The 24,050-nt window shown below is 70.7% G+C and carries 19 protein-coding genes; 13 read left to right on the forward strand and 6 right to left on the reverse strand.

What is annotated here, in order from left to right; all coding sequences use genetic code 11:
- The first annotated feature begins 3 nt into the window (after positions 1-3).
- The 4 genes from AC067M_RS18370 (at position 4) to AC067M_RS18385 (ending at position 7,425) form a co-directional block, all read left to right on the forward strand.
- A complete protein-coding gene (locus AC067M_RS18370) occupies positions 4-843 on the forward strand; it encodes a carbohydrate ABC transporter permease (protein WP_393618512.1) in 840 nt (279 codons plus the stop codon).
- Complete coding sequence (locus AC067M_RS18375; protein WP_478698029.1) at positions 840-3,812, forward strand: glycoside hydrolase family 2 TIM barrel-domain containing protein; 2,973 nt, start codon at positions 840-842, stop codon at positions 3,810-3,812. Before AC067M_RS18370 ends, AC067M_RS18375 begins: the two co-directional genes overlap by 4 nt.
- An 88-nt stretch (positions 3,813-3,900) precedes the next feature.
- Positions 3,901-5,730: a LamG-like jellyroll fold domain-containing protein gene (locus AC067M_RS18380; protein WP_478698030.1), complete on the forward strand. Its 1,830-nt coding sequence runs from the start codon at positions 3,901-3,903 to the stop codon at positions 5,728-5,730.
- A gap of 27 nt (positions 5,731-5,757) precedes the next feature.
- Entirely contained in the window at positions 5,758-7,425 is a 1,668-nt protein-coding gene (locus tag AC067M_RS18385; protein ID WP_478698031.1) for a PHP domain-containing protein, read from the forward strand.
- Positions 7,426-7,468: 43 nt separating this feature from the next.
- Here AC067M_RS18385 and AC067M_RS18390 read toward each other — a convergent pair whose 3' ends face one another.
- Genes AC067M_RS18390 through AC067M_RS18405 form a run of 4 tightly spaced genes read right to left on the reverse strand, consistent with a single transcriptional unit; the run spans position 7,469 to position 11,262 of the window.
- Positions 7,469-7,924, reverse strand: coding sequence for a MaoC family dehydratase (locus tag AC067M_RS18390; RefSeq protein WP_478698032.1), 456 nt, complete (start codon positions 7,922-7,924; stop codon positions 7,469-7,471).
- A 29-nt stretch (positions 7,925-7,953) separates the two neighbouring features.
- Positions 7,954-9,459 carry an acyl-CoA synthetase gene (locus AC067M_RS18395; protein ID WP_478698033.1) on the reverse strand — a complete coding sequence of 502 codons (1,506 nt, stop codon included), beginning with the start codon at positions 9,457-9,459 and terminating at the stop codon, positions 7,954-7,956.
- A 10-nt stretch (positions 9,460-9,469) separates the two neighbouring features.
- The gene (locus tag AC067M_RS18400; RefSeq protein ID WP_478698034.1) at positions 9,470-10,345 is read right to left on the reverse strand and encodes an amidohydrolase family protein; all 876 of its coding nucleotides are present in this window, start codon (positions 10,343-10,345) and stop codon (positions 9,470-9,472) included.
- A complete protein-coding gene (locus AC067M_RS18405; RefSeq protein WP_478698035.1) occupies positions 10,345-11,262 on the reverse strand; it encodes an SDR family NAD(P)-dependent oxidoreductase in 918 nt (305 codons plus the stop codon). Before AC067M_RS18405 ends, AC067M_RS18400 begins: the two co-directional genes overlap by 1 nt.
- A gap of 203 nt (positions 11,263-11,465) precedes the next feature.
- On the opposite strand from AC067M_RS18405, the gene AC067M_RS18410 reads away from it, so the two are divergent.
- From AC067M_RS18410 to AC067M_RS18430, 5 genes are all read left to right on the forward strand, one after another.
- Positions 11,466-11,927, forward strand: a complete 462-nt coding sequence (locus AC067M_RS18410) for a MarR family winged helix-turn-helix transcriptional regulator (RefSeq protein WP_478698221.1) — start codon at positions 11,466-11,468, stop codon at positions 11,925-11,927.
- Between the two features lie 10 nt (positions 11,928-11,937).
- Positions 11,938-12,702 carry an IclR family transcriptional regulator gene (locus AC067M_RS18415; protein WP_478698036.1) on the forward strand — a complete coding sequence of 255 codons (765 nt, stop codon included), beginning with the start codon at positions 11,938-11,940 and terminating at the stop codon, positions 12,700-12,702.
- Positions 12,703-12,838: 136 nt separating this feature from the next.
- Positions 12,839-13,933 (forward strand): carboxylate-amine ligase, encoded by a 1,095-nt coding sequence (locus AC067M_RS18420; RefSeq protein WP_478698037.1) that lies wholly within the window; start codon positions 12,839-12,841, stop codon positions 13,931-13,933.
- 14 nt (positions 13,934-13,947) lie between these two features.
- Positions 13,948-14,646: a hypothetical protein gene (locus AC067M_RS18425; RefSeq protein WP_478698222.1), complete on the forward strand. Its 699-nt coding sequence runs from the start codon at positions 13,948-13,950 to the stop codon at positions 14,644-14,646.
- Between the two features lie 313 nt (positions 14,647-14,959).
- Positions 14,960-16,363, forward strand: a complete 1,404-nt coding sequence (locus tag AC067M_RS18430) for a glycoside hydrolase family 16 protein (protein ID WP_478698038.1) — start codon at positions 14,960-14,962, stop codon at positions 16,361-16,363.
- A gap of 41 nt (positions 16,364-16,404) precedes the next feature.
- Here the strand turns inward: AC067M_RS18430 and AC067M_RS18435 are convergent, their stop codons facing one another.
- Both AC067M_RS18435 and AC067M_RS18440 read right to left on the reverse strand, forming a co-directional pair.
- Positions 16,405-17,244: an aldo/keto reductase gene (locus tag AC067M_RS18435; RefSeq protein ID WP_478698039.1), complete on the reverse strand. Its 840-nt coding sequence runs from the start codon at positions 17,242-17,244 to the stop codon at positions 16,405-16,407.
- Between the two features lie 60 nt (positions 17,245-17,304).
- Positions 17,305-18,210 (reverse strand): helix-turn-helix domain-containing protein, encoded by a 906-nt coding sequence (locus AC067M_RS18440; protein ID WP_478698040.1) that lies wholly within the window; start codon positions 18,208-18,210, stop codon positions 17,305-17,307.
- A gap of 146 nt (positions 18,211-18,356) precedes the next feature.
- On the opposite strand from AC067M_RS18440, the gene tkt reads away from it, so the two are divergent.
- Genes tkt through opcA form a run of 4 tightly spaced genes read left to right on the forward strand, consistent with a single transcriptional unit; the run spans position 18,357 to position 24,049 of the window.
- Entirely contained in the window at positions 18,357-20,432 is a 2,076-nt protein-coding gene (gene tkt, locus AC067M_RS18445; protein ID WP_478698041.1) for a transketolase, read from the forward strand.
- A 19-nt stretch (positions 20,433-20,451) separates the two neighbouring features.
- The gene (gene tal, locus AC067M_RS18450; RefSeq protein WP_478698042.1) at positions 20,452-21,600 is read left to right on the forward strand and encodes a transaldolase; all 1,149 of its coding nucleotides are present in this window, start codon (positions 20,452-20,454) and stop codon (positions 21,598-21,600) included.
- The gene (gene zwf / locus AC067M_RS18455; protein WP_478698043.1) at positions 21,597-23,126 is read left to right on the forward strand and encodes a glucose-6-phosphate dehydrogenase; all 1,530 of its coding nucleotides are present in this window, start codon (positions 21,597-21,599) and stop codon (positions 23,124-23,126) included. The genes tal and zwf overlap by 4 nt, the downstream gene beginning before the upstream one ends.
- A complete protein-coding gene (gene opcA, locus AC067M_RS18460) occupies positions 23,123-24,049 on the forward strand; it encodes a glucose-6-phosphate dehydrogenase assembly protein OpcA (protein ID WP_478698044.1) in 927 nt (308 codons plus the stop codon). The genes zwf and opcA overlap by 4 nt, the downstream gene beginning before the upstream one ends.
- Position 24,050: the final 1 nt, after the last annotated feature.

Below are 24,050 nucleotides of genomic sequence, written 5' to 3' on the forward strand. Positions count from 1 at the left end.
ACCATGGCATCCCTCAAGGGCTCCGGGCGCCGGGGCATCGGACTGCATCTGTCGCTGATCGTCGGTGTGGTGCTGTCGGCCTTCCCGTTCTACTGGGCCGTCATCATGTCGACGCACACGACGACCGAGATCTTCTCCTACCCGCCGAAGCTGCTGCCGGGCACGCACTTCCTCGAGAACGTCCGCAGCCTCTTCGACAACATCGACTTCTTCGGCTCGATGTTCAACTCGCTGCTGGTCGCGTGTTCGGTGACGTTCCTCGTGCTGTTCTTCGACTCGCTCGCCGCGTTCGTCTTCGCGAAGTTCGAGTTCCCGGGCCGCAAGGTGCTGTTCGCGCTGCTGATGGTGATCTTCATGGTGCCGACGCAGCTCCAGGTCATCCCGCAGTTCGTGATCATGGCGAAAATCGGCTGGATCGGATCGATGTCGGCGCTGATCGTGCCGGCGGCGGCCAACGCGTTCGGCATCTTCTGGATGCGCCAGTACATGCGCAGCGCCATCCACGACGAACTGCTCGACGCCTCCAAGCTCGACGGGGCGGGCTTCCTGCGCCAGTACTGGCATGTGGCGCTCCCCGTGGTCCGCCCGGGCCTGGCCTTCCTCGGCATCTTCACCTTCATGGGCCAGTGGAACGACTACGCCTGGCCGCTGATCGCCCTCACCAACCCGGACAACGTCACCCTCCAGGTCGCGTTGTCCCAGCTCAACGGCGTCCACGGCACGACGGACTACGGCATGGTGATGACCGGCGCGCTGCTCGCGCTCGTCCCGCTGCTGATCGTGTTCGCGGTCGGCGCCCGACAGATCATCGGCGATCTCGGCAAGGGAGCGGTCCGAGGATGAACGATGCGTCGATCAGTGAGCGCGGGATCGTCGATCCCCTGGTCGCCCTGCGCCCCTGGGAGGCGCCCGAGATCACCTCCTGGGGACGCCTGCCCATGAACGCCGTCGACCGGCGCTCCGGATGCCTCTCCCTGGACGGCGACTGGCGCTTCCAGTTGCTGCCCGCTCCGGACACGCTGGTCGGCGGTGCGTGGTCCTCGGCCCACGTGCCCGGTGTCTGGACCATGCAGGACACGGACGATCTGCCGCAGTACACGAACGTCCGTATGCCGTATGCGGAATTCCCTCCGCGGTCGCCCGCCGCCAACCCGACGGGCGTCTACGAGCGGACGGTGGACGTGCCCGCCGAGTGGGCCGGACGACGGATCGTGCTCCAGGTGGGGGCCGCCGAGAGCGTGCTCCTCGTGCACGTGGACGGGCGGCCGGTCGGCATCTCCAAGGACTCCCATCTGGCCGCCGAGTTCGACCTGACGGGAGTCGTACGCCCCGGTGGGCGGGCCCTCGTACGGCTCACCGTGGTGAAGTGGTCGGACGCCTCGCACATCGAGGACCAGGACCAGTGGTGGCACGGCGGCATCACCCGGTCCGTGCTGCTGTACGCGACGGACCCGCTGCACCTCGCCGACGTGACCGTACGGGCCCGGCGGGACGGGCGGCTGCGGGTCGACTGCCAGGTGCGGGACGCGCGCGGCGCGCTGCCCGAGGGGTGGTCCATCAGCGGGGACCTGGACGGTCACGCGCTCCCGCAGGACCGGGAGTTCGACCGCGCCAACGCCGAGGAGGAGCGGGTCTCCGACTTCCTCGGTGAGGCGCGGCTCGGGACCACCGTGCCCGAGGTGCGCACCTGGACCGCCGAGACGCCCGAGCTGTACGACCTGACGGTCCGGCTGCACCGCGCCGACGGCAGCGTCGCCGACACCTCCCGCCACCGCGTCGGCTTCCGCGACGTCGAGATCGTCGGCCGGGACCTGCTGGTCAACGGCGAGCGCGTGTTCATCCGGGGCGTCAACCGGCACGACTTCCACCCGCTGACCGGCCGGACGGTGTCGTACGACGACCTGCGCGCGGACCTCGTCCTGCTGAAGCGTTTCGGCTTCAACGCGATCCGCACCGCCCACTATCCGAACGACCCGGCGCTGTACGACCTCGCCGACGAGCTCGGCTTCTACGTCGTCGACGAGGCGGACATCGAGTCCCACGACCACGCCCATGAGATCGCCGACGACCCGAGGTATCTGGGCGCGTTCGTGGACCGGGTCTCACGGATGGTCCTGCGCGACAAGAACCATCCGTCGATCATCGTCTGGTCCCTGGGCAACGAGTCCGACTACGGCGCGAACCACGACGCGGCAGCGGGCTGGGTGCGCCGGCACGACCCGACCCGGCCCCTGCAGTACGAGGGGGCCGCCAAGCGCGGCTGGGCCGACCCGGACCTCGCCTCCGACATCGCCTGCCCCATGTACGCCCCGCTGGAGGAGTGCGTGGCGCACGCGCTGTCCGGGGAGCAGACCAAGCCGCTCATCCAGTGCGAGTACTCGCACGCCATGGGCAACAGCAACGGCACGCTCGCCGACCACTGGGCGGCCATCGAGGCAACCCCGGGTCTTCAGGGCGGCTTCATCTGGGAGTTCTGGGACCACGGCATCCTCCAGCGTGTGAACGACGGAAGACCTGCTGGGCGTGGGGGCGCCGGGCTCTTCGACAACGGTGTCGCCGCGCCCGGTCATCGCTGGGCGTACGGCGGCGACTTCGGCGAGACGATCCATGACGGCGCGTTCATCGCCGACGGGATCGTCTTCCCGGACCGCACGCCCAAGCCGGTGATGTACGAGCACCGGGAGATCGCCGCGCCGGTGCGCATCGACTGTTTCCGGCACGAGGGGGTCGTCCTCTCCAACCACCAGCACTTCCGGGGCGTGGAGTGGCTGTCCGCCGAGTGGGAGCTGTCCCTGGCGGACGGCCGCACGCTGACCGCGCCGACCGAGCTGCCCGATCTGAGGCCGGGCGAGACGGCGGCGGTGCCGTTGCCGTTCGAGCTGCCGGAGGGCGGCGGCGAGGCCTGGCTGACCCTGCGGGTGACGACGGCCGAGGACCAGCCGTGGGCGCCACGCGGTACGCAGGTGTGCGCACCGCAGGTGCGGCTGCGCGCGGCCGAGCGGTCCTGCACGGCGGCTTCCGTGCGGGTCGCCGAGCCCCTCGGGGCGGGCCCGGTCGAGGTCGACGACGAGGGTCTGCTGATCCATCCCCTGCTGACGGCGGCGCCCGCGCTGTCGCTGTGGCGGGCGCCCACCGACAACGACGAGCTGGGCGGGATCGCGCTGCGCTGGCGCGCCTGGGGGCTCGACTCGCTTGTACGCAAGGTCGTCTCGGTGCACCGGGACGGGCCGGGCGTGACGGTGCTGGCGGAGTACGCCGGGGCCGTCGCGGTCGTGCGTCACCGGCAGGTGTGCACGCCGGTCGAGGGCGGGGTCCGTATCGAGGAGTGGGCCGAACTGCCGGACGACCTGTACGACGTGGCGCGGGTCGGCTCCGTGTTCGAGACGGTGCCGGGCCTCGATCTGCTGGAGTGGTTCGGTCACGGTCCTTGGGAGTCGTACCCCGACCGCAGCGCGGGCGCGCCCGTGGGGCACCACTCCGTACCCGTCGACCAGTTGTTCACCCCGTATCTGCGCCCGCAGGAGAGCGGCGGCCGGCACGGCGTACGGCGCTTCACGCTGTCCGCGCCGGACGCCACCGGTCTCGCGGTCGAACTGGACGAGCCCCGCCAGGTCTCCGTCACCCGCTATCGTGCCGCCGACCTGACGGCGACCGCGCACCACGACGAGCTGGTGCCGCGGCCCGGCTGCGTGGTGCACATCGACGCGGCGCACCGAGGCCTCGGCACGGCCTCGTGCGGCCCCGACACCTTCCCCTCGTATCTGGTCGCACCAGGTGTCCATCGCTGGAGCTGGACGCTGCGCGTGCTCTGAACCCCGCTCTCCACCTCCCGTTCTGAACCAACCCCCCGCTCTGAGCCCCCCACGCTTCGTTGTCACTTCCCCTCCCACGGAGCAACACGTGTGTACTACGCATGAGCACGACCAGGGCGAGGCCGCGCAGGCCGGTGCCGGAAGACGCGGTTTCCTGCGGGCGACCGCACTGCTGGGCGCTCTCGCCACGGCCGGGATCGCCCTCCCGGACACCGCCGAGGCCGCGTCGTCGGGCAGCTGGCGGCCCGACCCGGAGAGCCGCCGCTTCACGCTCGCCGTCATGCCCGACACCCAGTACCTCTTCGACGGGCCGAGCATCGACAGGGCGCCGGTCGAGGCATCCCTGCGCTACCTCCTGGAGCACGGCGAGGACGAGAACATCGTCTTCCTGTCGCACCTCGGCGACCTCACGGAGAACGGCGCGGCGGCCGAAGTCACCGCGATCAGCGAGGCGTTCCAACTGCTGGACCAGCGCGGCGTCGGCTACAGCGTCCTGGCCGGCAACCACGACGTGAAGTCGTCGACCGACGACCAGCGGGGCTCGACGCCGTACCTGGAGGCCTTCGGGCCGCAGCGGTTCCAGGGCAAGCCGACGTTCGGCGGCGCCTCCCCGGACGGCTACAACACCTTCCACCTCTTCAAGGCGGCCGGCCGCCAGTGGATGGTGCTGGCGCTGGACTGGCGGCTGTCGGCGAAGGGGTACGCCTGGGCCAAGGACGTCCTGGCCAAGCACCCGAGGACGCCGGTCGTCCTCACCACGCACGAGCTGGTCGTCGAGGACGACAGCTTGTCGGCGTACGGACAGCAGCTGTGGGACCAGCTGATCGAGGACCACGACCAGATCTTCCTCACCCTCAACGGGCATGACTGGCCGGCCGGCCGGGCCACGCGCAAGAACGCGGCGGGCAACGACGTCCACCTGCATTTGACGAACTATCAGAACCGGTACTTCGGTGGCGCGGCGATGATCCGCCTCTACCACTTCGACCTGGACCGGAACGTCATCGACGTGGAGACGGTCTCCCCATGGATCCTCGGCCGGGCCTCGGAGGGGCTCAATGAGCTGGAGCGGCAGGAGATGGAGCTGAGCGGCGACGCCGACCGGTTCTCCGTCGACATCGACTTCGCCGACCGCTTCTCCGGCTTCGCCCCGGTGGCCCCGCGTCCGGCCCGCCCCGTCTCGCAGATGCTGGTCCCGGGCACGGTCGCCTACTGGCGCTTCGAGTCCCCCGTGTCCGGCACCGTCCGTGACCTGTCCGGCCGCGGCAACGACCTCACCCTGGTGTCGGTGGGCGGCAACCGCACGCTGGGCTGGTCGGCGGACCACCACCCCGACCAACCCGGCCACGGCAGCCTGGAGTTCCAGGGCTACAAGTCCCCGCTGAAGGGCGCCTACCTGCGCACGGTCGACGGGGCGCCCCTCAACTCCGCGACCTTCGAGGCCGGTTACACCATCGAGGCGTTCTACCGTCTCCCGGCCGACTGGGACCCCTCCCACAACGCCTGGTCCGGGCTGGTCAGCCGGACCGGCACGGGCGGCGCCGCCGGCAAGACCGCCGACGACCCCGACGAGCCGCTCGCCACGCTCTCCCTGTCCGACGGGCCCGGCCCGCAGTGGGCGGTACGCCCGCTCAACCAGCAGGGCATCGCGACGAACTGGGGCGACGAGACGGCCCGGGAGGTGTGGTGGCACGTCGCCGTCGTCAACGACGGTTCCCACACCACGATGTTCGTGCAGGGCTGCCCGGTCGCCCGCAATCCGCATGCCACCGCCGTCGGAATCACCTCGGTCGGACTGCCGTGGCTGCTGGGCGGTTACGAGTACGGCGGCAAGATCGACCAGATCCTCTACGGACGCCTCGGGGACGTCCGGATCGTCGCACGGGCGCTGCCCGTCACCAGTTTCATGAACCACTGAACGCACGTGACACCCCAGAGGAACGTCATGACCGAGCAGCAGCTGCCCAGCTGGGCCGACCCGACCGTCTCCCCCGCCGACCTGGACGCCCAGGGCGTCTCCCGCCGTCAGCTCCTGCGCCGTGCGGGTCTGTTCGGCGCCGCGTTCGCCCTCGGCTCGGCGGCGATACCCGAGGCGGCCGCCGCCGAGGGCTACGGCGGCAACGATCCGAGACTCGCCTACCTCGTCGGCGACCACCACGTACACAGCGTGTACAGCCACGACGCGAAGTACACCTTCTCCCAGCTGGCCACCGCTGCCGCCAAGTACGGCCTCGACTGGATGGTGTTCAACGAGCACTCCAACTTCGGGCACGCCTGGTACGGCGCCAAGATGGAGCACGAGGAGATCCTCAAGGCCCGCGCCGAGAACCCCCGCCAGCTGATCTTCCAGGGCCTGGAGTGGTACATCCCGGCCGCCGAGCACTGCACGATCTTCGCCGCGCCCGGTCCCCACGAGGTCGACCTTCTCACCCAGTTCGAGCTGGCCTACGACGGCAAGCTGCTCAACTACACGGACGGTGCCCCGGACAATCCGAACACGGCGCGCAACGAGGCGCACGCGGTCAAGGCCATCCAGTGGCTCGCCGAACAGCGCCGTGCGGGATACGTCGACGACGTCCTCGTCCTCGCCAACCATCCGATGCGGCTGGGCATCGACTCCCCGCACGAAATGCGCAACTGGCGGGACGCGGCCCCCGAGATCATGATCGGCATGGAGGGCGCGCCCGGCGCGCAGGGCGGCGGCATCCCCGGCTGGGAGGGCCCCACCTCGCAGCGCGGCGAATACACCAACAAGCCGTCCGTGAACTCCTGGGCCGGCTACCCGGAGAACGCGTACGTGCTGTACGGCGGTTTCGACTGGATGACGGCGACGGTCGGCGGCATGTGGGACGCGATGCTCGCCGAGGGCAAGCTGTTCACGATCACCACCAACTCCGACGTCCACCGGGTCGTCTTCGACACGTGGAAGAACGGCGACTGGCTGCCGGGGCAGAACTTCGACAACACCGGCAAGATCCCCGACCCCGTGAACACGGACTCGCCGCAGCCCGGCGGCGACTTCTGGCCCGGCCAGTTCAGCCGCACCCACGTGGGCGTGACCGGCTACGGCTACCGCGCGGTGATGGCGGGGCTGCGCGCGGGCCGGGTCTGGCTCGACCACGGGCATCTGCTGGACGGGCTCGACGTGCGGCTGAAGCGCGACTGCGACGCGGGCCGCGGTGTCACGCTGGGCGGGCGGCTGCGGGTGCGCAAGGGCGAGAAGCTGACGCTGAACGTGACCGTGACGACCGCCTCCCGCCCCAACCCCCAGGGAATCCTGCCCGAGTTGGCCCACGTGAACGTCATCCGCGGGGCAGTGCGCGGCCCGGTGCCCGACCGGGACAGCTGGCGGGCACCCGACACCAGGGTCGTGCGGACGCAGGACGTGTCGGGCCGCACGGGGACGTACACCCTGCGCATCCCCCTCACCGCCGGCGACGAGTCCTTCTACGTCCGGCTGCGCGGCAGCGACGGCAAGCGCAACGGTGCGGGCTACCTCGGCGCCTCCGTCGACCCGCACGGGCCGATTCCGCACGTGCCTGGGGACGGCGACCCGTGGGCCGACACGTGGTTCTACTCCAACCCCATCTTCGTAGATGTGGTGGGTGCCTGATGGAACGTCATCTTCTCCCAGGCCCTCCAGGGGTGACTGAGCGTCAGGCGTAGAACCGCGACAGGCTCTGCAGGACGGCGGCGGGCTTCTGCCCGCCGTCGATCTCGATCGTGCCGTCGACGGTGATCTGAACACCGCCCGGCACCTCCTCGACCTCCGCCAGCTTCCCCACCAGCCGGATGCGTGAGCCGACCTTGACCGGTGAGGGGAAACGCACCTTGTTCAGGCCGTAGTTGACCTTCGTGGTGACACCCTGGACGTCGAGCAGCTCGGTGAACAGGGGGATGAAGAGGGAAAGGGTGAGGTAGCCGTGGGCGATGGGGGCGCCGAAGGGGCCCTCAGCGGCCTTCTCGGGGTCCACGTGGATCCACTGGTGGTCGCCCGTGGCGTCGGCGAACGTGTTGATGCGCTCCTGCGTGATCTCGATCCACTCACTCGTGCCGAGGTCGCTGCCGGCGAGCTTCTTGAGTTCGTCGAGGCCGTTGACGGTGATACCCATGTGGCTTTCCTTAGCTGGGAGTCGAGGGTTCAGGAGTCGGCGCCGAAGCGCTTGCGCACCCGGGCCTTGAGGAGCTTTCCGGAGGCGGTGCGCGGGAGTTCGTCCGCGAGCACCACCGACTTCGGGATCTTGTACTTGGCGAGGCGGCCGGCCAGGGAGGCCAGCACCTCGTCGGGATCCAGCGAGGCGCCCTCGCGGGGGACGACGACCGCGCGCGGCACCTCGCCCCACTTGTCGTCCGGCACGCCGATGACCGCGCACTCGACGATGTCCGGGTGGGCGAGGAGCAGGTCCTCGATCTCGGCGGGGTACACGTTCTCTCCGCCGGAGATGATCATGTCCTTGATGCGGTCGACGATGTGCACGTAACCGTCCTCGTCGACCCGCGCCGCGTCGCCGCTGCGGAACCAGCCGTCGGCGAAGGAGGCGGCCGTCTCCTCGGGCAGTCCCCAGTAGCCGGGCATGACGTGCGGTCCGCGCACCACGACCTCGCCGGTCTCGCCGATGTCGACGGGTGCCAGGTCCGGCCGTACCACCCGGACGTCGCTGAAGAAGTGCGGCACCCCGGCCGAGCCGGCCTTGCTGATGGCGTGCTCGGCGTCCAGGAAGAGCGTGCCGGGGGCCGCCTCCGTCATGCCGTAGCCCTGGAGGAAGGTCAGGCCCCGCTCCTGGTACGCCGCGATCAGCGGCGAGGACACGGGCGAGCCGCCGCAGGTCAGGATGCGCAGGGAGGACAGGTCCGCCCGCGGCCAGCGCGGATGCCGGGCCACCTGGTCGAACATCGTCGGCACGCCGAACATGAAGGTGATCCGGTGCCGTTCGATCAGGTCGAAGGTGGCGTCCGGGTCGAAGGACTCGACCAGAACGCAGGTGCCGCCCTTGAGCAGGACCGGCAGCGTCAGCATGTTCAGGCCCGCCGTGTGGAACAGCGGGGCGGAGACCAGGGCGCGTTCGTCGGCGATCAGGTCGGTGTCGACCAGGACGTTGATCGCGTTCCAGGTCAGGTTGCCGTGCGTGAGCATGGCGCCCTTGGGGCGGCCGGTCGTCCCCGAGGTGTACATGATGATGCAGGTGTCGTCGGGGCCGACCGGTTCGTCGATCGGCTCCTGGAAGGCGGCGGCCACCGCCTCCTCGTACTCGGCGCCGACCTCGAGGTACGTCCGCACGTCGGTGCTGCCCGGCAGGCCCGCCACGAGTCCCGCGTGCGAGCGGCCGTAGACGAGGGCCTTGGCGCCGGAGTCGGCGAGCTGGTAGGCGATCTCGGGTCCGGCGAGGCGGGTGTTGAGCGGGACGAAGACCGCGCCGAGGGTGCCGGCCGCGAACAGGGTCTCCAGGTAGGAGGGGTGGTTCGGGCCGAGGTAGGCGATGCGGTCGCCGCGGCGCACGCCCCGGGCGCGCAGGGCGTGCGCGAGGCGGGTGGTGCGTGCGTACAGGGCGCCGTAGTCGGTCGACTGCTCGCCGTGGACCAGGGCCGTGCGGTGTGGGGTCTTGCGGGCCCGGCGTGCGGGCCACGACCCCAGTCCCTCGTTGCGCATCTACGACCCCTTATGGCTTCGTCAGCCCGAGCAGGCGGGCGGCGTTCTCCTTGAGGATCTTCGGCTTCACCTCGTCCTTGATCGACAGCTTCTCGAAGTCGGCGAGCCAGCGGTCGGGAGTGAGGACGGGGAAGTCGGAGCCGAAGAGGACCTTGTCCTTCAGCAGCGTGTTCGCGTACTGCACCAGCTGCGGCGGGAAGTACTTCGGCGACCAGCCGGACAGGTCGATGTGCACGCCCGGCTTGTGTGTGGCGACGGCCAGGGCCTCGTCCTGCCAGGGGAAGGACGGATGCGCCAGGATGATCTTCAGATGCGGGAAGTCGGCGGCCACGTCGTCGACGTGCAGCGGGTTGGAGTACTTGAGGCGGATCCCGCCGCCGCCGGGCACTCCGGCGCCGATCCCCGTCTGTCCCGTGTGGAACAGGGCGATCGTGCCGGTCTCCTCGATGACCTCGTAGAGGTCGTACGCCACCGAGCGGTCGTTGGGGAAGAAGCCCTGGATGCTGGGGTGGAACTTGAAGCCCCGCACCCCGTACTCCTCGACCAGGCGGCGGGCCTGCTTCACGCCCGCCCTGCCCCGGAAGGGGTCGATGGAGGCGAAGGGGATGAGGACGTCCGCGTTGGCGGCGGCCGCCTCGGCGACCTCCTCGTTGGGGACGGGGGCCGTCCCGGTCGCGGACTCGGCGTCCACCGTGAAGATCACGGCGGCCATCTTCCGCTCGCGGTAGTAGGCGGCCGTCTCCTCAAGGGTCGGCTTCCGCTTGCCCTCCACCTTGAAGTAGGCGGAGGACGCGTCGTGCAGGTCGTCGTCCAGCGAGGAGTGGCCCTTGGAGGACACCTCCGCGTGGGTGTGGACGTCGATCGCGACGAGGTCGTTCAGGTCCATCACGCCTCCGGGAACTTCGGGGCGGGGATACCGACGGTCTGGAGTTCCGCGCCGACCGAGGTGGCCCACGCGGCGGCCAGGGTGTCCGGCGTCCAGCCGCCGTCGGCGTACGCCGCCTTGATCTCCTGCGGATGCGACCAGAGTGCCACCTTGTCGCCGCCGATGCCGATGGCCTGGCCGGTGATGCCCCGGGCGGCCTCGGAGGCGAGGAACGGGACGAGGGCCGCGCAGTCCTCGGGGGTGCCGAAGCCCTCGCCCTTGCGCAGGAAGTCCGGCAGCGGCTCACCGTTCTTCATCGCCTCGACGTACGGGGCGAAGGCGGGGATGGTCTCGGTCATCGCGGTCGCCGCGACCGGCACGATCGCGTTGACGGTGATGTTCGCGCGGCCCAGCTCCATGGACCAGGTGCGGGCGAAGGCGGCGATGCCGGCCTTGGCCGCGGCGTAGTTCGTCTGGCCGAAGTTGCCGCGCTGGCCGGCCGGGGAGCCGACCAGGATCAGGGTGCCGCCCTCGCCCTGCTCGCGCATCCGTACGGCGGCGGCGCGGGCGCAGGTGAAGGTGCCCTTGAGGTGGGTGGCGATCACCGCGTCGAAGTCGTCGTCGGTCATCTTCCACAGGACCTTGTCGCGCAGGATGCCCGCGTTGGTGACCAGGATGTCGAGCCGCCCGAACTCCTCGACCGCCCGGTTCACGAGCCGGTCGGCGGCCTCGGTGGTGCCGACGGCGACGACCTCGGCGACGGCCTTGCCGCCCGCCTCGACGATCGACTTCACGGCCTGCTCGGCCACGGCCTCGTCGACGTCGTTGACGACCACGGAGGCGCCGTGGGCGGCCAGGGCGTGCGCGTAGGCGAGTCCCAGGCCCCGGCCGCTGCCGGTGACGACGGCGACCTTGCCGGTGAGATCAGTGGTGGACACGAGCGAGTCCCTTCACGAACGGATGCAGGTCTGATGCGGGTCTGATGCGGGGGTGCTGCTTGGGGTGCTGCGGCTTCGAGATCGAAGCTAAGAGCAATAATTGTTGACGTCAATAGTTGTTGGTGACCTCGGGGTGCGGCATGCTGAAATCTCAGAGAACGCAGACCGAGCTCAGGGAGCCCGCCATCACCCGCCAGCACGCCATGAACCCGAGCCCCATCGACGCGGACGAGCCGTGGATGCGCGAGCTGCACGCGGACGCGGGCTACCTCCTGTACCGCCTGGGCCTGCGCTCCGGGCAGCTGTTCAACACGTTCCTGCAGGAGTCGGGCCTCAGGCTGCGCCACTACGCGGTGCTGCGCTTCCTCGCCACCTCCGAGGGCGTGCTCCAGCGCGAGCTGAGCGCCCGCCTCGGCTACGACCCGAGCGCGATCGTCGGCCTGGTCGACGACCTGGAGAAGCTGGGCTTCGCGGAGCGCCGCCCCTCCCCCGACGACCGCCGCAGCCGGATCGTCGTCCTCACCGGGGACGGCCGTGCCTTCCTGCGCAACACCGATGAGGCGGGCCTGCGCGTGACGAACGAGCTGCTGGGCCCCCTCGACCCCGCCGAACGCCAGACCCTGCACGCGCTCCTGCTGCGCGTCGCCGAGGACGGACTCACCTGACGAGGACCGGATGACCGCAACGACCACCACTCGCTCGGCGCCCGACCGGCTGCTGTCCGTGCTCGCCGCGTTCGACCACGAGCACACCGCGCTGTCCCTGACCGACATCAGCCGCCGGGCCGGCCTGACGCTGACCACCACGCACCGGCTGGTGGGCGCCCTGACCGCGTGGGGCGCCCTGGAGCGGGACGGCGCCGGCGTGTACCACGTCGGACTGCGGCTGTGGGAGGTCGCGGCGCTCGCACCGCGCGGGCTCGCGCTCCGGCAGGTCGCGCTGCCGTATCTGGAGGACCTGTACGAGGCCACGCACGAGAACGTGCAGCTGGCGGTGCGGGACGGGGCGGAGGTCGTGTACACCGAGTGGCTCTCGGGACGTTCGGCGGTCGGCGTCCACATCCGCGTCGGCGCGCGCTGGCCCCTGCACGCCACGGGCGTCGGCCTGGCGCTGCTGGCGCACTGTTCGCCGGACGTCCAGGACCAGTACTGCACGCGCCCGCTGGCCTCCTTCACCCCTTACACCATCACCGACGGCGACCGGCTGCGCCGGGTGCTCGCCGAAGTCCGGCGGACCGACGTGGCCGTGAGCAGCCGTCAGGTCACCGAGGACGCCCTCTCTGTCGCGGCCCCCGTGCGCGGCCCGGGCGCCGCGGTGGTCGCCGCCGTGTCGGTGGTCGTACCCCAGGCCGACGCGCAGGTACCGGTCCTGATTCCCGCGGTGCGGATGGCGGCGCGCGGGATCTCACGGGCGCTGGGGTGGCAGCCGGACACGCCGTGAACCGCTGACGGACGGTTCTGAGGCTTCTCCCTTCCGCGTGGGTGCCTTTTGGGTAGGTTTTGTCATGAATTAAGTGCGACACTCGTGTCACCCGTGGGTGTGCGCCCCTCCGGGGTGCGAAGCGAAGGGGTGACCGATGACGACGATCGGTGTGGAAGAGGAGTACCTGCTGCTCGACTCGGTCACCGGCCTGCCGGTGCCGCAGGCGGACAAGGTGCGTGCCGCGGCGGGCCTGGCGTCACTCACGGCCGACCAGGAGGTGCAGTACGAGCTGCTCCAGGCGCAGGTCGAGGTGGCCACCCCGGTGTGCAGCACCCTGGAGGAGGTCGGGGGGCATCTGCTGCGTCTGCGGCACGCCGTCGGTGCCGCCGCCGAGGCGCACGGCTGCCGGATCGCGACCTGTGCGACGCCGCCGCTGCGCCACGGCCGTCCCGTGGCCGTCACCCACCGGGCCCGCTACCGTGCCATGGCCGTGCAGGCGCCGCAGCTCGTGGCGGAGCAGTTGGTCAACGGCATGCATGTGCACGTCGGCGTGCCCAGCCGTGAGGCCGGGGTGCAGGTCCTCAACCGGATCCGGCCCTGGCTGCCGACGCTGACCGCGATGTCCGCGAACTCCCCACTGTGGGACGGCCACGACACCGGCTTCGCCAGCTGGCGCACGGTGATCTTCGGCCGCTGGCCGGTGAGCGGCATGCCTCCGTCCTTCGTCGACATCGCGGACCACGACCGGCGCGTGCACCAGCTCCTGGAGAGCGGTCTGATCTCGGACACCGGTCAGCTGTACTGGCAGGCCCGCCTCTCCGACCGGTACCCCACCATCGAGGTGCGCTGCCTGGACGTCCAGCTGCGCGCCGACGACGCCGTCATGTTCGCCGGGATCATCCGGGCCCTGGTGGAGATCACCCTCGCGAACACGGCGGCCGGGGCTCACGTCCCGGACTGCGCCCAGGAACTGCTGCAGGCCGCGATGTGGCATGCGGCCCGCCACGGACTGAGCGACGCCCTGATCGACCCCAGGGGTGGCCGCAGGCGAGCCGGCGACGTGCTGTACGAGCTCCAGCGGCACATCGCTCCGGCACTCGACGCGACCGAGGACACCCGGCAGGTCGCGTCTCTTGTCCATCGGCTGCTGCGCGACGGCACCGGTGCGGACCGGCAGCGCGCCGCCCTCGCCACCGGCGGGATCAGGGCGGTGACCGACCTGGTCAGCAGCGAGAGCACCGCGTCGTGACCCCACCCTCCCGGGTGCGACGGCGGGTGCCCCTGCCCGCGGCAGCGGCGGGCCGGCGTCCGTCGTCACGGCTCCGTTTCGACGGCTGGATCGCGGGCACGGGCACGGCCTCCGGGACCCGCCTCGTCCTGGGCACCTGGCAGCGGTCGCCGTTCGGGCCGTTCAGCGACGTGATGCTGGAGCGGGCCGACGGAGAACGGCTGCTGCTGGCCCCGACCCGGGAGGCGGCGGACTTCGTCAGCGGCGTCTACGCCTTCGACACCATGTACGTGGTTCCGGTCGAGGTGCGCGTCGCGGACGGAGACTGGAGCGTCACCGCGGGGCCGCTCGACCTGCGTTTCACCCCGGGCCGCCGAGGCCCCCTGGGACTCCTGCTGCGTACCGTTCCCGGCACGCTCGCCCGCCGTCCGGCGTGGTGCGCGCTGACCGACCGGCCCGCCCGCTTCCTGCTGCCCGGCGTGCGCACCCGCGGGAGTACCGGTGCGGGCCGCCGTGAGTGGTACGGCGCGCGCGACCTGCGCCCGATCCGCCGGCTGTCCGCGACCCTCGACGGACGCGACCTCGGCCCGGCGGCACCCGTCGAACCACCCGTCCACTTCGGTTTCGGCTCGGTACCGCGCCACCCCGCCCTCATCCGGGTCACGACGACAGTCGAAGGCAGCGGCTTGTTGCCCACGGTGCGAGGCGGCCCGTCCCCGTCCCCCGGCGGGTGACCCACGTGTGTCGAGGCGGGCGCGGAACGTGTAGCACCCGTCCTCCCACACGAGCGGCCCGTCGGCCCGGGCCCCGGCCCGGCCGGTCACCTCGGTGGCCGTGCGGGGCGCGCCGAGGCTCAGGGCGGTCCAGGCGTCGGGCGTGGTGCCGCCCGGCTGCCCGGTCCCCGGCATCTTGCCTCACCTCTTGACGGCCGCAGTTGCTGGGAGCACATTGGGCGCACTTTGAGAGCGCTCTCAAAACTCTCCGAGCGCTGTCCCAGGCACCTCCCAGGCACCCGCGCACCCCACTCCGTACCCGAGAGGCACCCCCATGAGTGAAACCTCCGGCATACTCCGCAGACGGCGCCCCCTGAGGCGGACGCTCGTCGCCGTCATCGGCACCCTGGGCCTCGCGGCGGCCGCCGCCACCGCCGCCGTCCTCCCCGCGAACGCCTCCGCGCCCACGCCCCCGTCGGGCTGGTCCCAGGTCTTCCTGGACGACTTCAACGGCGCCGCCGGCACCGGCGTCAGCACCTCCAACTGGCAGTACGCGACCGGCACTTCGTATCCGGGCGGCCCCGCCAACTGGGGCACCGGCGAGGTCGAGACGATGACCAACAGCACCAGCAACGTGTCGCTCGACGGCAACGGCAACCTGCGCATCACCCCGCTGCGCGACGCGGCCGGCAAGTGGACCTCGGGCCGCATCGAGACCAACCGCACCGACTTCCAGCCCCCGTCCGGCGGCAAGCTGCGCGTCGAGGCCCGCCTGCAGATGCCCAACGTCACCGGCACCGCGGCCGAAGGCTACTGGCCGGCGTTCTGGATGCTGGGCGCGCCGTACCGCGGCAACTACCAGAACTGGCCCGGCGTCGGCGAGTTGGACATCATGGAGAACGTCCAGGGCCGCAACACCGTCTGGGCCACGATGCACTGCGGCACCAACCCGGGCGGGCCGTGCAACGAGACGACCGGTATCGGCAACAACACCGCGTGCCCCAACACCACGTGCCAGTCCGGGTTCCACACCTACACCATGGAGTGGGACCGCTCGGTCAGCCCGGAGGCGATCCGCTTCTTCGTCGACGGCGTCAACTTCCACACCGTCACGGCCAGCCAGGTCGACGCGACGACGTGGTCCAACGCCACCGACCACGGGTTCTTCATCATCCTGAACGTGGCGATGGGCGGCGCGTTTCCGGACGCGTTCGGCGGCGGCCTGGACGGCGACACCCGCTCCGGCGTCCCGATGGTCGTGGACTACGTGCAGGTGCTCCAGTCGACCGGTGGTGGGGGCGGCACCACTCCCCCGCCGACCGGCAACCGCGACGCCTACGGCCCCATCCAGGCCGAGTCCTACGACAGCCAGTCCGGCGTGAGCACGGAGTCGACCTCCGACACCGGCGGCGGCCAGAACATCGGCTCCCTCGCGGGCGGCGACTGGGCCCTCTTCAAGGGCGTCAACTTCGGCTCCACCGCGGCCAAGCAGTTCTACGCCCGGGTCGCGAGCGGCGCCGCGGGCGGCGTCAGCGGCCTGGTCGAGGTCCGCCTGGACAGCCGCGGCAACGCGCCGATCGGCAGCTTCTCGGTCGCCAACACCGGCGGTTGGCAGTCGTGGCGGACGGTCCCGGCCAACATCAGCTCCGTGACCGGCAGCCACGACGTGTATCTGACCTTCACCAGCGGCCAGCCGTCGGACTTCGTGAACGTCAACTGGTTCAACTTCGGTCACTGAGACGGCCGTTCACGGCTGATCCGCGAGGGGCACCTCGCGGATCAGTCCTGCTCGGTCAGCCGGTCGAGACGCTCCCGCTGGGCCGGGGCCAGCTGGAGGTGCGCCGCGGCGAGGTTCTCCTCCAGGTGGTCGATGCGGGAGGTGCCCGGGATCGGGAGGACGACCGGGGAGTGGGCGAGGAGCCAGGCGAGGGCGACCTGGGTGGGGGTGGCGCCGGTCTCGGCGGCCACGGCGGCGATCTCGGCCCGGGCGCCCGACGTGCCCGCCGCGACGGGCCGCCACGGCAGGAACGCGATGCCCGCCGCCTCGCAGGCCGCGAGGACGGGCTCGTACTCGCGGTCGAGGAGGTTGTAACGGTTCTGGACGCTCGCCACGTCGACGATCTGCCGGGCCTCGTCGAGCTCGGCGACGGTGACCTCGGAGAGTCCGATCCGGCCGATCTTGCCTTCCGTCCGGAGATCGCGCAGGGTGCCGAGTTGGTCGGCGAGAGGTGTCTGCGGGTCGATGCGGTGCAGTTGGAGCAGTTCGATCCGCTCGGCGCGCAGCCGGCGCAGCGCCCGCTCGACCTGGTCCCGCAGGACGGCGGGGCGACCGTCCAGCCGCCACCCGTCGCCGAAGTCCGTACGCACGACGCCGACCTTGGTGGTGACGAGCAGCCCGGCGGGATAGGGGTGCAGGGCCTCTGCGACCAGCTCCTCGTTGGCTCCCCAGCCGTACATGTGCGCGGTGTCGATCAGTGTGACGCCCAGTTCGACGGCCCGCCGGGCGACCTCGACGGAGGCCTTGCGGGCGTCGGCGGGCCCGGTCGGCAGGCGCATGGCCCCGAATCCGAGCCGCCCCACGGTCAGGTCTCCGCCGATGTCGAAAGTGGTCGGTGTCATGTGCTGTCTTCATCCCCCTCGGTTCAAGAGGCCACGCTAACAGGGCAGTTGGCGCCCGCCCTACCGCAGCTCCGCCCGGAACGCCGCCGGCGTGAGGTCCGTGTGCTGGTGGAAGAACTTGGAGAAGTTCGCCGCGTCGGGGAAGCCGACGGCCGCGCCGACGCGGCCGATGGGCAGGTCCGTGTGGGCGAGGAGGCGTTTGGCCTCCAGGACGACCCGTTTGTCGATGAAGCCCTTGGGTGTCTCGCCGGTGGCGGCGCGGACCGCGCGGACGAGGGTGCGGCGGGAGTAACCGAGCGCGTCGGCGTAGGCGCTGACGCTGTGGTTGATGGCGAAGCCGTTCTCGACGGCGTCCCGGAAGAGGGTGAACGTCGTGTCGGCCTGACGGCGTTCCGCCTCGGCGGAACTGGCCGCGAGGTGGGAGAGGCGCAGCAGGAACGCCGTGAGGGAGTGGCGCAGTACGGCGGTGTGGAGGGTGGGCGGCAGGGTCTCGGTGTCCTCGTACTCGCGTCTGAGCTGGGCGAGGGCCGCGCGCAGGGCGGTGAGGCGGGGCTCGTCGGTGCGCAGCAGGGGCGACACGTCGTAGCGGTACAGGCCGGTGGCCTCCACCGTGGCGCGCGGCAGGAAGCCGGGCTGCATGGTGAGGACGGTTCCGCGGTACTCGCTCGTGCGCGTGAAGCGGTGGACCTGGCCCGGGCGGATCCACAGCACGTCGTCGGCCGTGGCCTCGTACTCGGCGAAGTCGACCATGTGCCGGACCGGGCCGTCGTCGAACAGCATCACGACATGGAAGTCGATGCGGTGGACACGTTCAAGAGGGGCGTCGGCGTGCCAGGTGCGGTCGGTGCCCATCGGGCCGATCTGCATGCCGACGCCGCCGACGCTGAGGCCGACCGGGAAGGGGAACGTTCTGATCGCGTTGGTGTCGCCTTCACCGTCCGCGGGTTGGGTGGTTTCGTCCGCCATGTCCTTCTCGTGCCGTCTCAGACCTGATGGTGGTGTCCCACTTTCACCAAAGGCTGGCACACGGAGACCTACCACCGTAAAAGTCAGACTTTTAAGTTTGAACGCGTCAGAGCAGCTACCTGGCCCCTATCGAGGACTTCTTGAAGATGAGCACGCAGACGCCCGACAGCTTCGAGTGGACCGATCTCGACCGGCGTGCCGTCGACACCGCCCGTCTTCTGGCGGCGGATGCCGTTCAGCAGGTCGGCAACGGCCACCCCGGCACCGCGATGGCTTTGGCCCCGGCCGCGTACACGATCTTTCAGAAGGTGATGCGCCATGACCCGGCCGACCCGGAGTGGACCGGCCGCGACCGGTTCGTGCTGTCCCCCGGGCACACCTCGCTGACCCTCTACACCCAGCTCTACCTCGCCGGCTACGAGTTGGAGCTGGACGACCTGAAGAGGTTCCGCACGCACGGCTCGAAGACGCCCGGCCACCCCGAATACGGGCACACGGCGGGGGTCGAGACGACGACCGGCCCGCTGGGCCAGGGCGTGGCGAACGCGGTGGGCATGGCGATGGCCGCACGCTACGAGCGGGGCCTGTTCGACCCCGACGCCCCCGAGGGCGCCTCCCCCTTCGACCACACGATCTGGGCGATCGTCTCCGACGGCGACCTCCAGGAGGGCGTCTCCGCCGAGGCCTCCTCCCTGGCGGGCCATCAAAAGCTCGGCAACCTCGTCTTCCTCTACGACGACAACCACATCTCCATCGAGGGCGACACCGCCACCGCGTTCTCCGAGGACGTGCTGGGGCGGTACGAGGCGTACGGCTGGCACGTGCAGCGGATCGAGCCGCTCGAGAACGGCGACGTCGACGTGCACACGCTGTACGCGGCCCTGGAGGCGGCCCGGGCCGAGACCGGCCGCCCCTCGATCGTCGCGATGCGCACGGTCATCGCCTGGCCCGCCCCGAACGCGCGGAACACCGAGGCCTCCCACGGCTCGGCGCTCGGCGAGGACGAGGTCGCCGCCACCAAGCGCCTCCTGGGCTTCGACCCGGAGCAGACCTTCCAGGTCGCCGACGATGTCCTCGCCCACACCCGGACGGCCCTGGACCGGGGCGCCGAGGCGCACAACGCCTGGGACAAGCGGATCGCCGAGTGGCGTACCGCCCGGCCCGAGCGCGCCGAACTGTTCGACCGGGTCGTGGCCGGTCAGCTCCCCGAGGGCTGGGAGGACCACCTGCCGGTCTTCGAGGAGGGCAAGTCCGTCGCCACCCGCGCCGCCTCCGGCAAGGTGCTCCAGGCGCTCGGCGCCGTCCTCCCCGAGCTGTGGGGCGGCTCCGCCGACCTCGCCGGCTCGAACAACACCACCATCGACAAGACGTCTTCGTTCCTGCCGAAGGGCAATCCGCTGGCCGAGGCCGACCCGTACGGCCGAACCATCCACTTCGGCATCCGCGAGTTCTCGATGGCGGCGGAGATGAACGGCATCGCGCTGCACGGCAACACCCGTGTCTACGGCGGTACGTTCCTGGTGTTCTCCGACTACATGCGCAACGCCGTGCGGATGTCGGCCCTGATGCAGTTGCCGGTGACGTACGTGTGGACGCACGACTCCATCGGTCTCGGCGAGGACGGCCCCACCCACCAGCCGGTCGAACACCTGGCCGCCCTGCGGGCCGTTCCCGGTCTGAACGTGGTCCGTCCGGCGGACGCCAACGAGACCGCGATCGCCTGGGCCGAGATCCTCCGGCGGCACGCCACCGACCCGGCCCCGCACGGCCTCGTCCTCACCCGTCAGGGTGTACCGACGTACACGCCGAACCCGGACGCGGCGAAGGGCGGTTACGTGCTGGCGGACTCCTCCACCGCGACCCCGGAGGTCGTCCTCATCGCGACCGGTTCCGAGGTGCAGCTCGCCGTCGCGGCCCGCGAGATGCTTCAGGCCGAGGGGGTCGGCACCCGGGTGGTGTCGATGCCGTCGGTGGAGTGGTTCGAGCAGCAGCCGCGCGCCTGGCGCGACAGCGTGATTCCGCCGTCCGTGCGCGCCCGCGTCGCCATCGAGGCCGGGATCGGTCTGACGTGGTACCGGTTCACAGGAGACGCCGGACGCATCGTCTCCCTCGAACACTTCGGTGCCTCCGCCGACGCGAAGACCCTGTTCGCCGAGTACGGCTTCACCCCCGAGAACGTCGTCGCCGCGGCCCGGGAATCCTTGGCCGCCGCGCGTGGTTGATCCGACCGCCAGAAAGAAGATGATCACTGTGAGCGAAGCAACCGCGAAAGCGGGAGCACTGAAGCGCCTGTCCGACGAGGGCGTCTCGATCTGGTTGGACGACCTGTCCCGCAGGCGCATCGAGTCCGGCAACCTCGCCGAACTCGTCGAGACCCGGAACGTGGTGGGCGTGACCACCAACCCGTCCATCTTCCAGGCCGCCATCGGCTCCGGGGAGGGTTACGAGGAGCAGCTCGCCGAACTCGCCGTGCGGGGCGTGACGGTCGAGGAGGCCGTCCGGATGATGACGACCGCCGACGTGCGTGCCGCCGCCGATGTCCTGCGTTCCGTGTACACCGCGACGGAAGGCCGCGACGGCCGGGTCTCCATCGAGGTCGACCCCCGCCTCGCCCACCGCACGGCGGCCACGGTCGCCGAGGCCAAGCAGCTCGCCTGGCTGGTCGACCGGCCCAACGTGATGATCAAGATCCCGGCGACGAAGGCGGGCCTGCCGGCCATCACGGAGGTCGTCGGCCTCGGCATCAGCGTCAACGTCACGCTGATCTTCTCCCTGGAGCGCTACCGCGAGGTCATGGACGCCTACCTCGCCGGTCTGGAGAAGGCGCGGGCGGCCGGCCTCGACCTGTCCCGCATCCACTCCGTGGCCTCCTTCTTCGTCTCCCGCGTCGACTCCGAGATCGACAAGCGCCTCACCGTCCTCGGCACCGACGAGGCCCTGGCGCTGAAGGGCAAGGCCGCGCTGGCCAACGCCCGGCTCGCCTACGAGGCGTACGAGGCCGTGTTCGGCTCTGCAGCCCGCTGGACCGCCCTCGCCGGGGCGAAGGCCAACAAGCAGCGCCCGCTGTGGGCCTCGACCGGTGTGAAGGACCCGGCGTACAAGGACACCCTGTACGTGGACGAGCTGGTCGCGCCCGGCACGGTCAACACCATGCCGGAGGCCACCCTGAGCGCCACCGCGGACCACGGCCGGATCACGGGGAACACGGTCAGCGGCGGTTACGCGCAGGCCCGCGCCGACCTCGCCTCGGTGGAGCGGCTCGGCATCTCCTACGACGAGGTGGTGCAGCGCCTCGAGGACGAGGGCGTCGCCAAGTTCGAGGCGGCCTGGGACGACCTGCTGGCCGCCGTCACGAAGGCACTCGACAGCAAGGGAGTTGACGGGGAATGACCTCCGACTGGACCAACCCGCTGCGCGACGGGCGCGACCGGCGGCTGCCGCGGATCGCGGGTCCCTCCGGGCTCGTCATCTTCGGCGTCACCGGCGACCTGTCCCGCAAGAAGCTGATGCCGGCCGTCTACGACCTGGCCAACCGCGGCCTGCTGCCGCCGGGCTTCTCTTTGGTGGGCTTCGCGCGGCGCGACTGGGAGGACCAGGACTTCGCGCAGGTCGTGCACGACGCCGTCCGCGAGCACGCGCGCACCGAGTTCCGCGAGGAGGTCTGGCAGCAGCTCGCCGAGGGCATGCGGTTCATCCCCGGCGACTTCGACGACGACACGGCGTTCAAGCAGCTGCGCCAGACGGTGGACGACCTCGACGCGGCCCGCGGCACCAGTGGCAACTACGCCTTCTACCTCTCCGTACCGCCGAAGTTCTTCCCGAAGGTCGTCCAGCAGCTGAAGAAGCACGGGCTGGCGAAGGCGCGGGAGGGGTCGTGGCGGCGCGCGGTCATCGAGAAGCCGTTCGGGCGCGACCTGGCGACCGCGCGTGAGCTCAACGCGATCGTGCACGACGTGTTCGAGCCGGACCAGGTGTTCCGCATCGACCACTACCTGGGCAAGGAAACCGTCCAGAACATACTCGCGCTGCGCTTCGCCAACGAGATGTACGAGCCGATCTGGAACCGGTCGTACGTCGACCACGTCCAGATCACGATGGCCGAGGACATCGGTATCGGCGGCCGAGCGGGTTACTACGACGGCATCGGTGCCGCCCGTGACGTCATCCAGAACCACCTCCTGCAGCTGATGGCGCTCACCGCGATGGAGGAACCCATCGCGTTCGACGCCGAGGCGCTGCTCACCGAGAAGCTCAAGGTGCTGAAGTCCGTGCGGCTGCCGGAGAACCTGGGCGAGCACACCGTCCTCGCCCAGTACGCGCAGGGCTGGCAGGGCGGCGAGAAGGTGGCCGGCTACCTCCAGGAAGACGGCATCGACCCCCAGTCGAAGACCGACACGTACGCTGCCATCAAGCTGGAGGTCGACAACCGCCGCTGGGCGGGCGTCCCCTTCTATCTGCGCACCGGCAAGCGGCTGGGCCGCCGGGTCACCGAGATCGCGGTGGTTTTCAAGCGGGCGCCGCACTCGCCCTTCGACTCCACCGCCACGGAGGAACTCGGCCAGAACGCGATCGTCTTCCGCGTCCAGCCCGACGAGGGCATGACGGTCCGCTTCGGCTCCAAGGTGCCGGGCACCTCGATGGAGATCCGGGACGTGTCGATGGACTTCGCCTACGGCGAGTCCTTCACGGAGTCCAGCCCGGAGGCGTACGAGCGCCTCATCCTGGACGTGCTGCTCGGCGACGCCAACCTGTTCCCCCGGCACCAGGAAGTGGAAGAGTCCTGGAAGATCCTCGACCCGATCGAGGAGTACTGGGCGACTCACGGCAGGCCCGCGCAGTACCCCTCGGGCAGCTGGGGACCCGAGGAAGCGGACGAGATGCTCGCACGAGACGGACGGAGCTGGCGCAGGCCATGAAGATCGACCTGACCGACACCACGGCAAGCAAGATCAACAAGGCGCTGGTGCAGGGTCGCCGCGCCATCGGGACCCCCGCCGTGGGCATGGTCCTGACGATGGTGATCGTCACGGACGAGGAGAACGCCTACGACGCGATCAAGGCCGCCGAGGAGGCCTCGCACGAGCACCCCTCGCGCACCCTGGTCGTCATCAAGCGGCACGCCCGCACCCCGCGCGACCGCACCACCTCCCGCCTCGACGCGGAGGTGCGGGTGGGCGCCGACGCGGGCACCGGCGAGACGGTCATCCTCAGGACGTACGGCGAGGTGTCCGACCACGCCGACTCCGTGGTGCTGCCACTGCTGCTGCCGGACGCGCCGGTGGTCGTGTGGTGGCCGGTGGGCGCGCCCGAGGTGCCCTCGAAGGACCCGCTGGGCGCGCTCGCGCAGCGCAGGATCACCGACCTGTACGCGGTGGACAACGCGCTCGACGTGCTTCGGTCGCGCGTGCGCTCGTACGCGCCGGGTGACACCGACCTGGCCTGGACCCGGCTGACGCCGTGGCGCTCGATGCTGGCCGCGGCCCTGGACCAGGCCCGGGCGCGGATCGTCTCCGCGGCGGTGGAGGCCGAGGCCGAGAACCCGGCCGCCGAGCTGCTCGCCCGCTGGCTGGAGGCCCGCCTCGGCGTCACGGTCGACCGGGTCGTCACCGCGGGCCCGGTCGTCACGGCCGTGCGTCTCGGCACCGAGAACGGCGAGATCGTCATCGACCGCCCCGAGGGGCCGCTCGCCACGCTCTCCCTGCCGGGCCAGCCGCCGCGCACCCTCGCGCTGAAGGTCCGCACCACCTCCGAACTCATCGCCGAGGAGCTCAGGCGCCTCGACGCCGACGAGATGTACGCCGTCGCCCTGCGCGGCGAGGGCACCAAGGAGACCGTCTGAG

Source organism: Streptomyces sp. NPDC043427 (assembly GCF_056436655.1).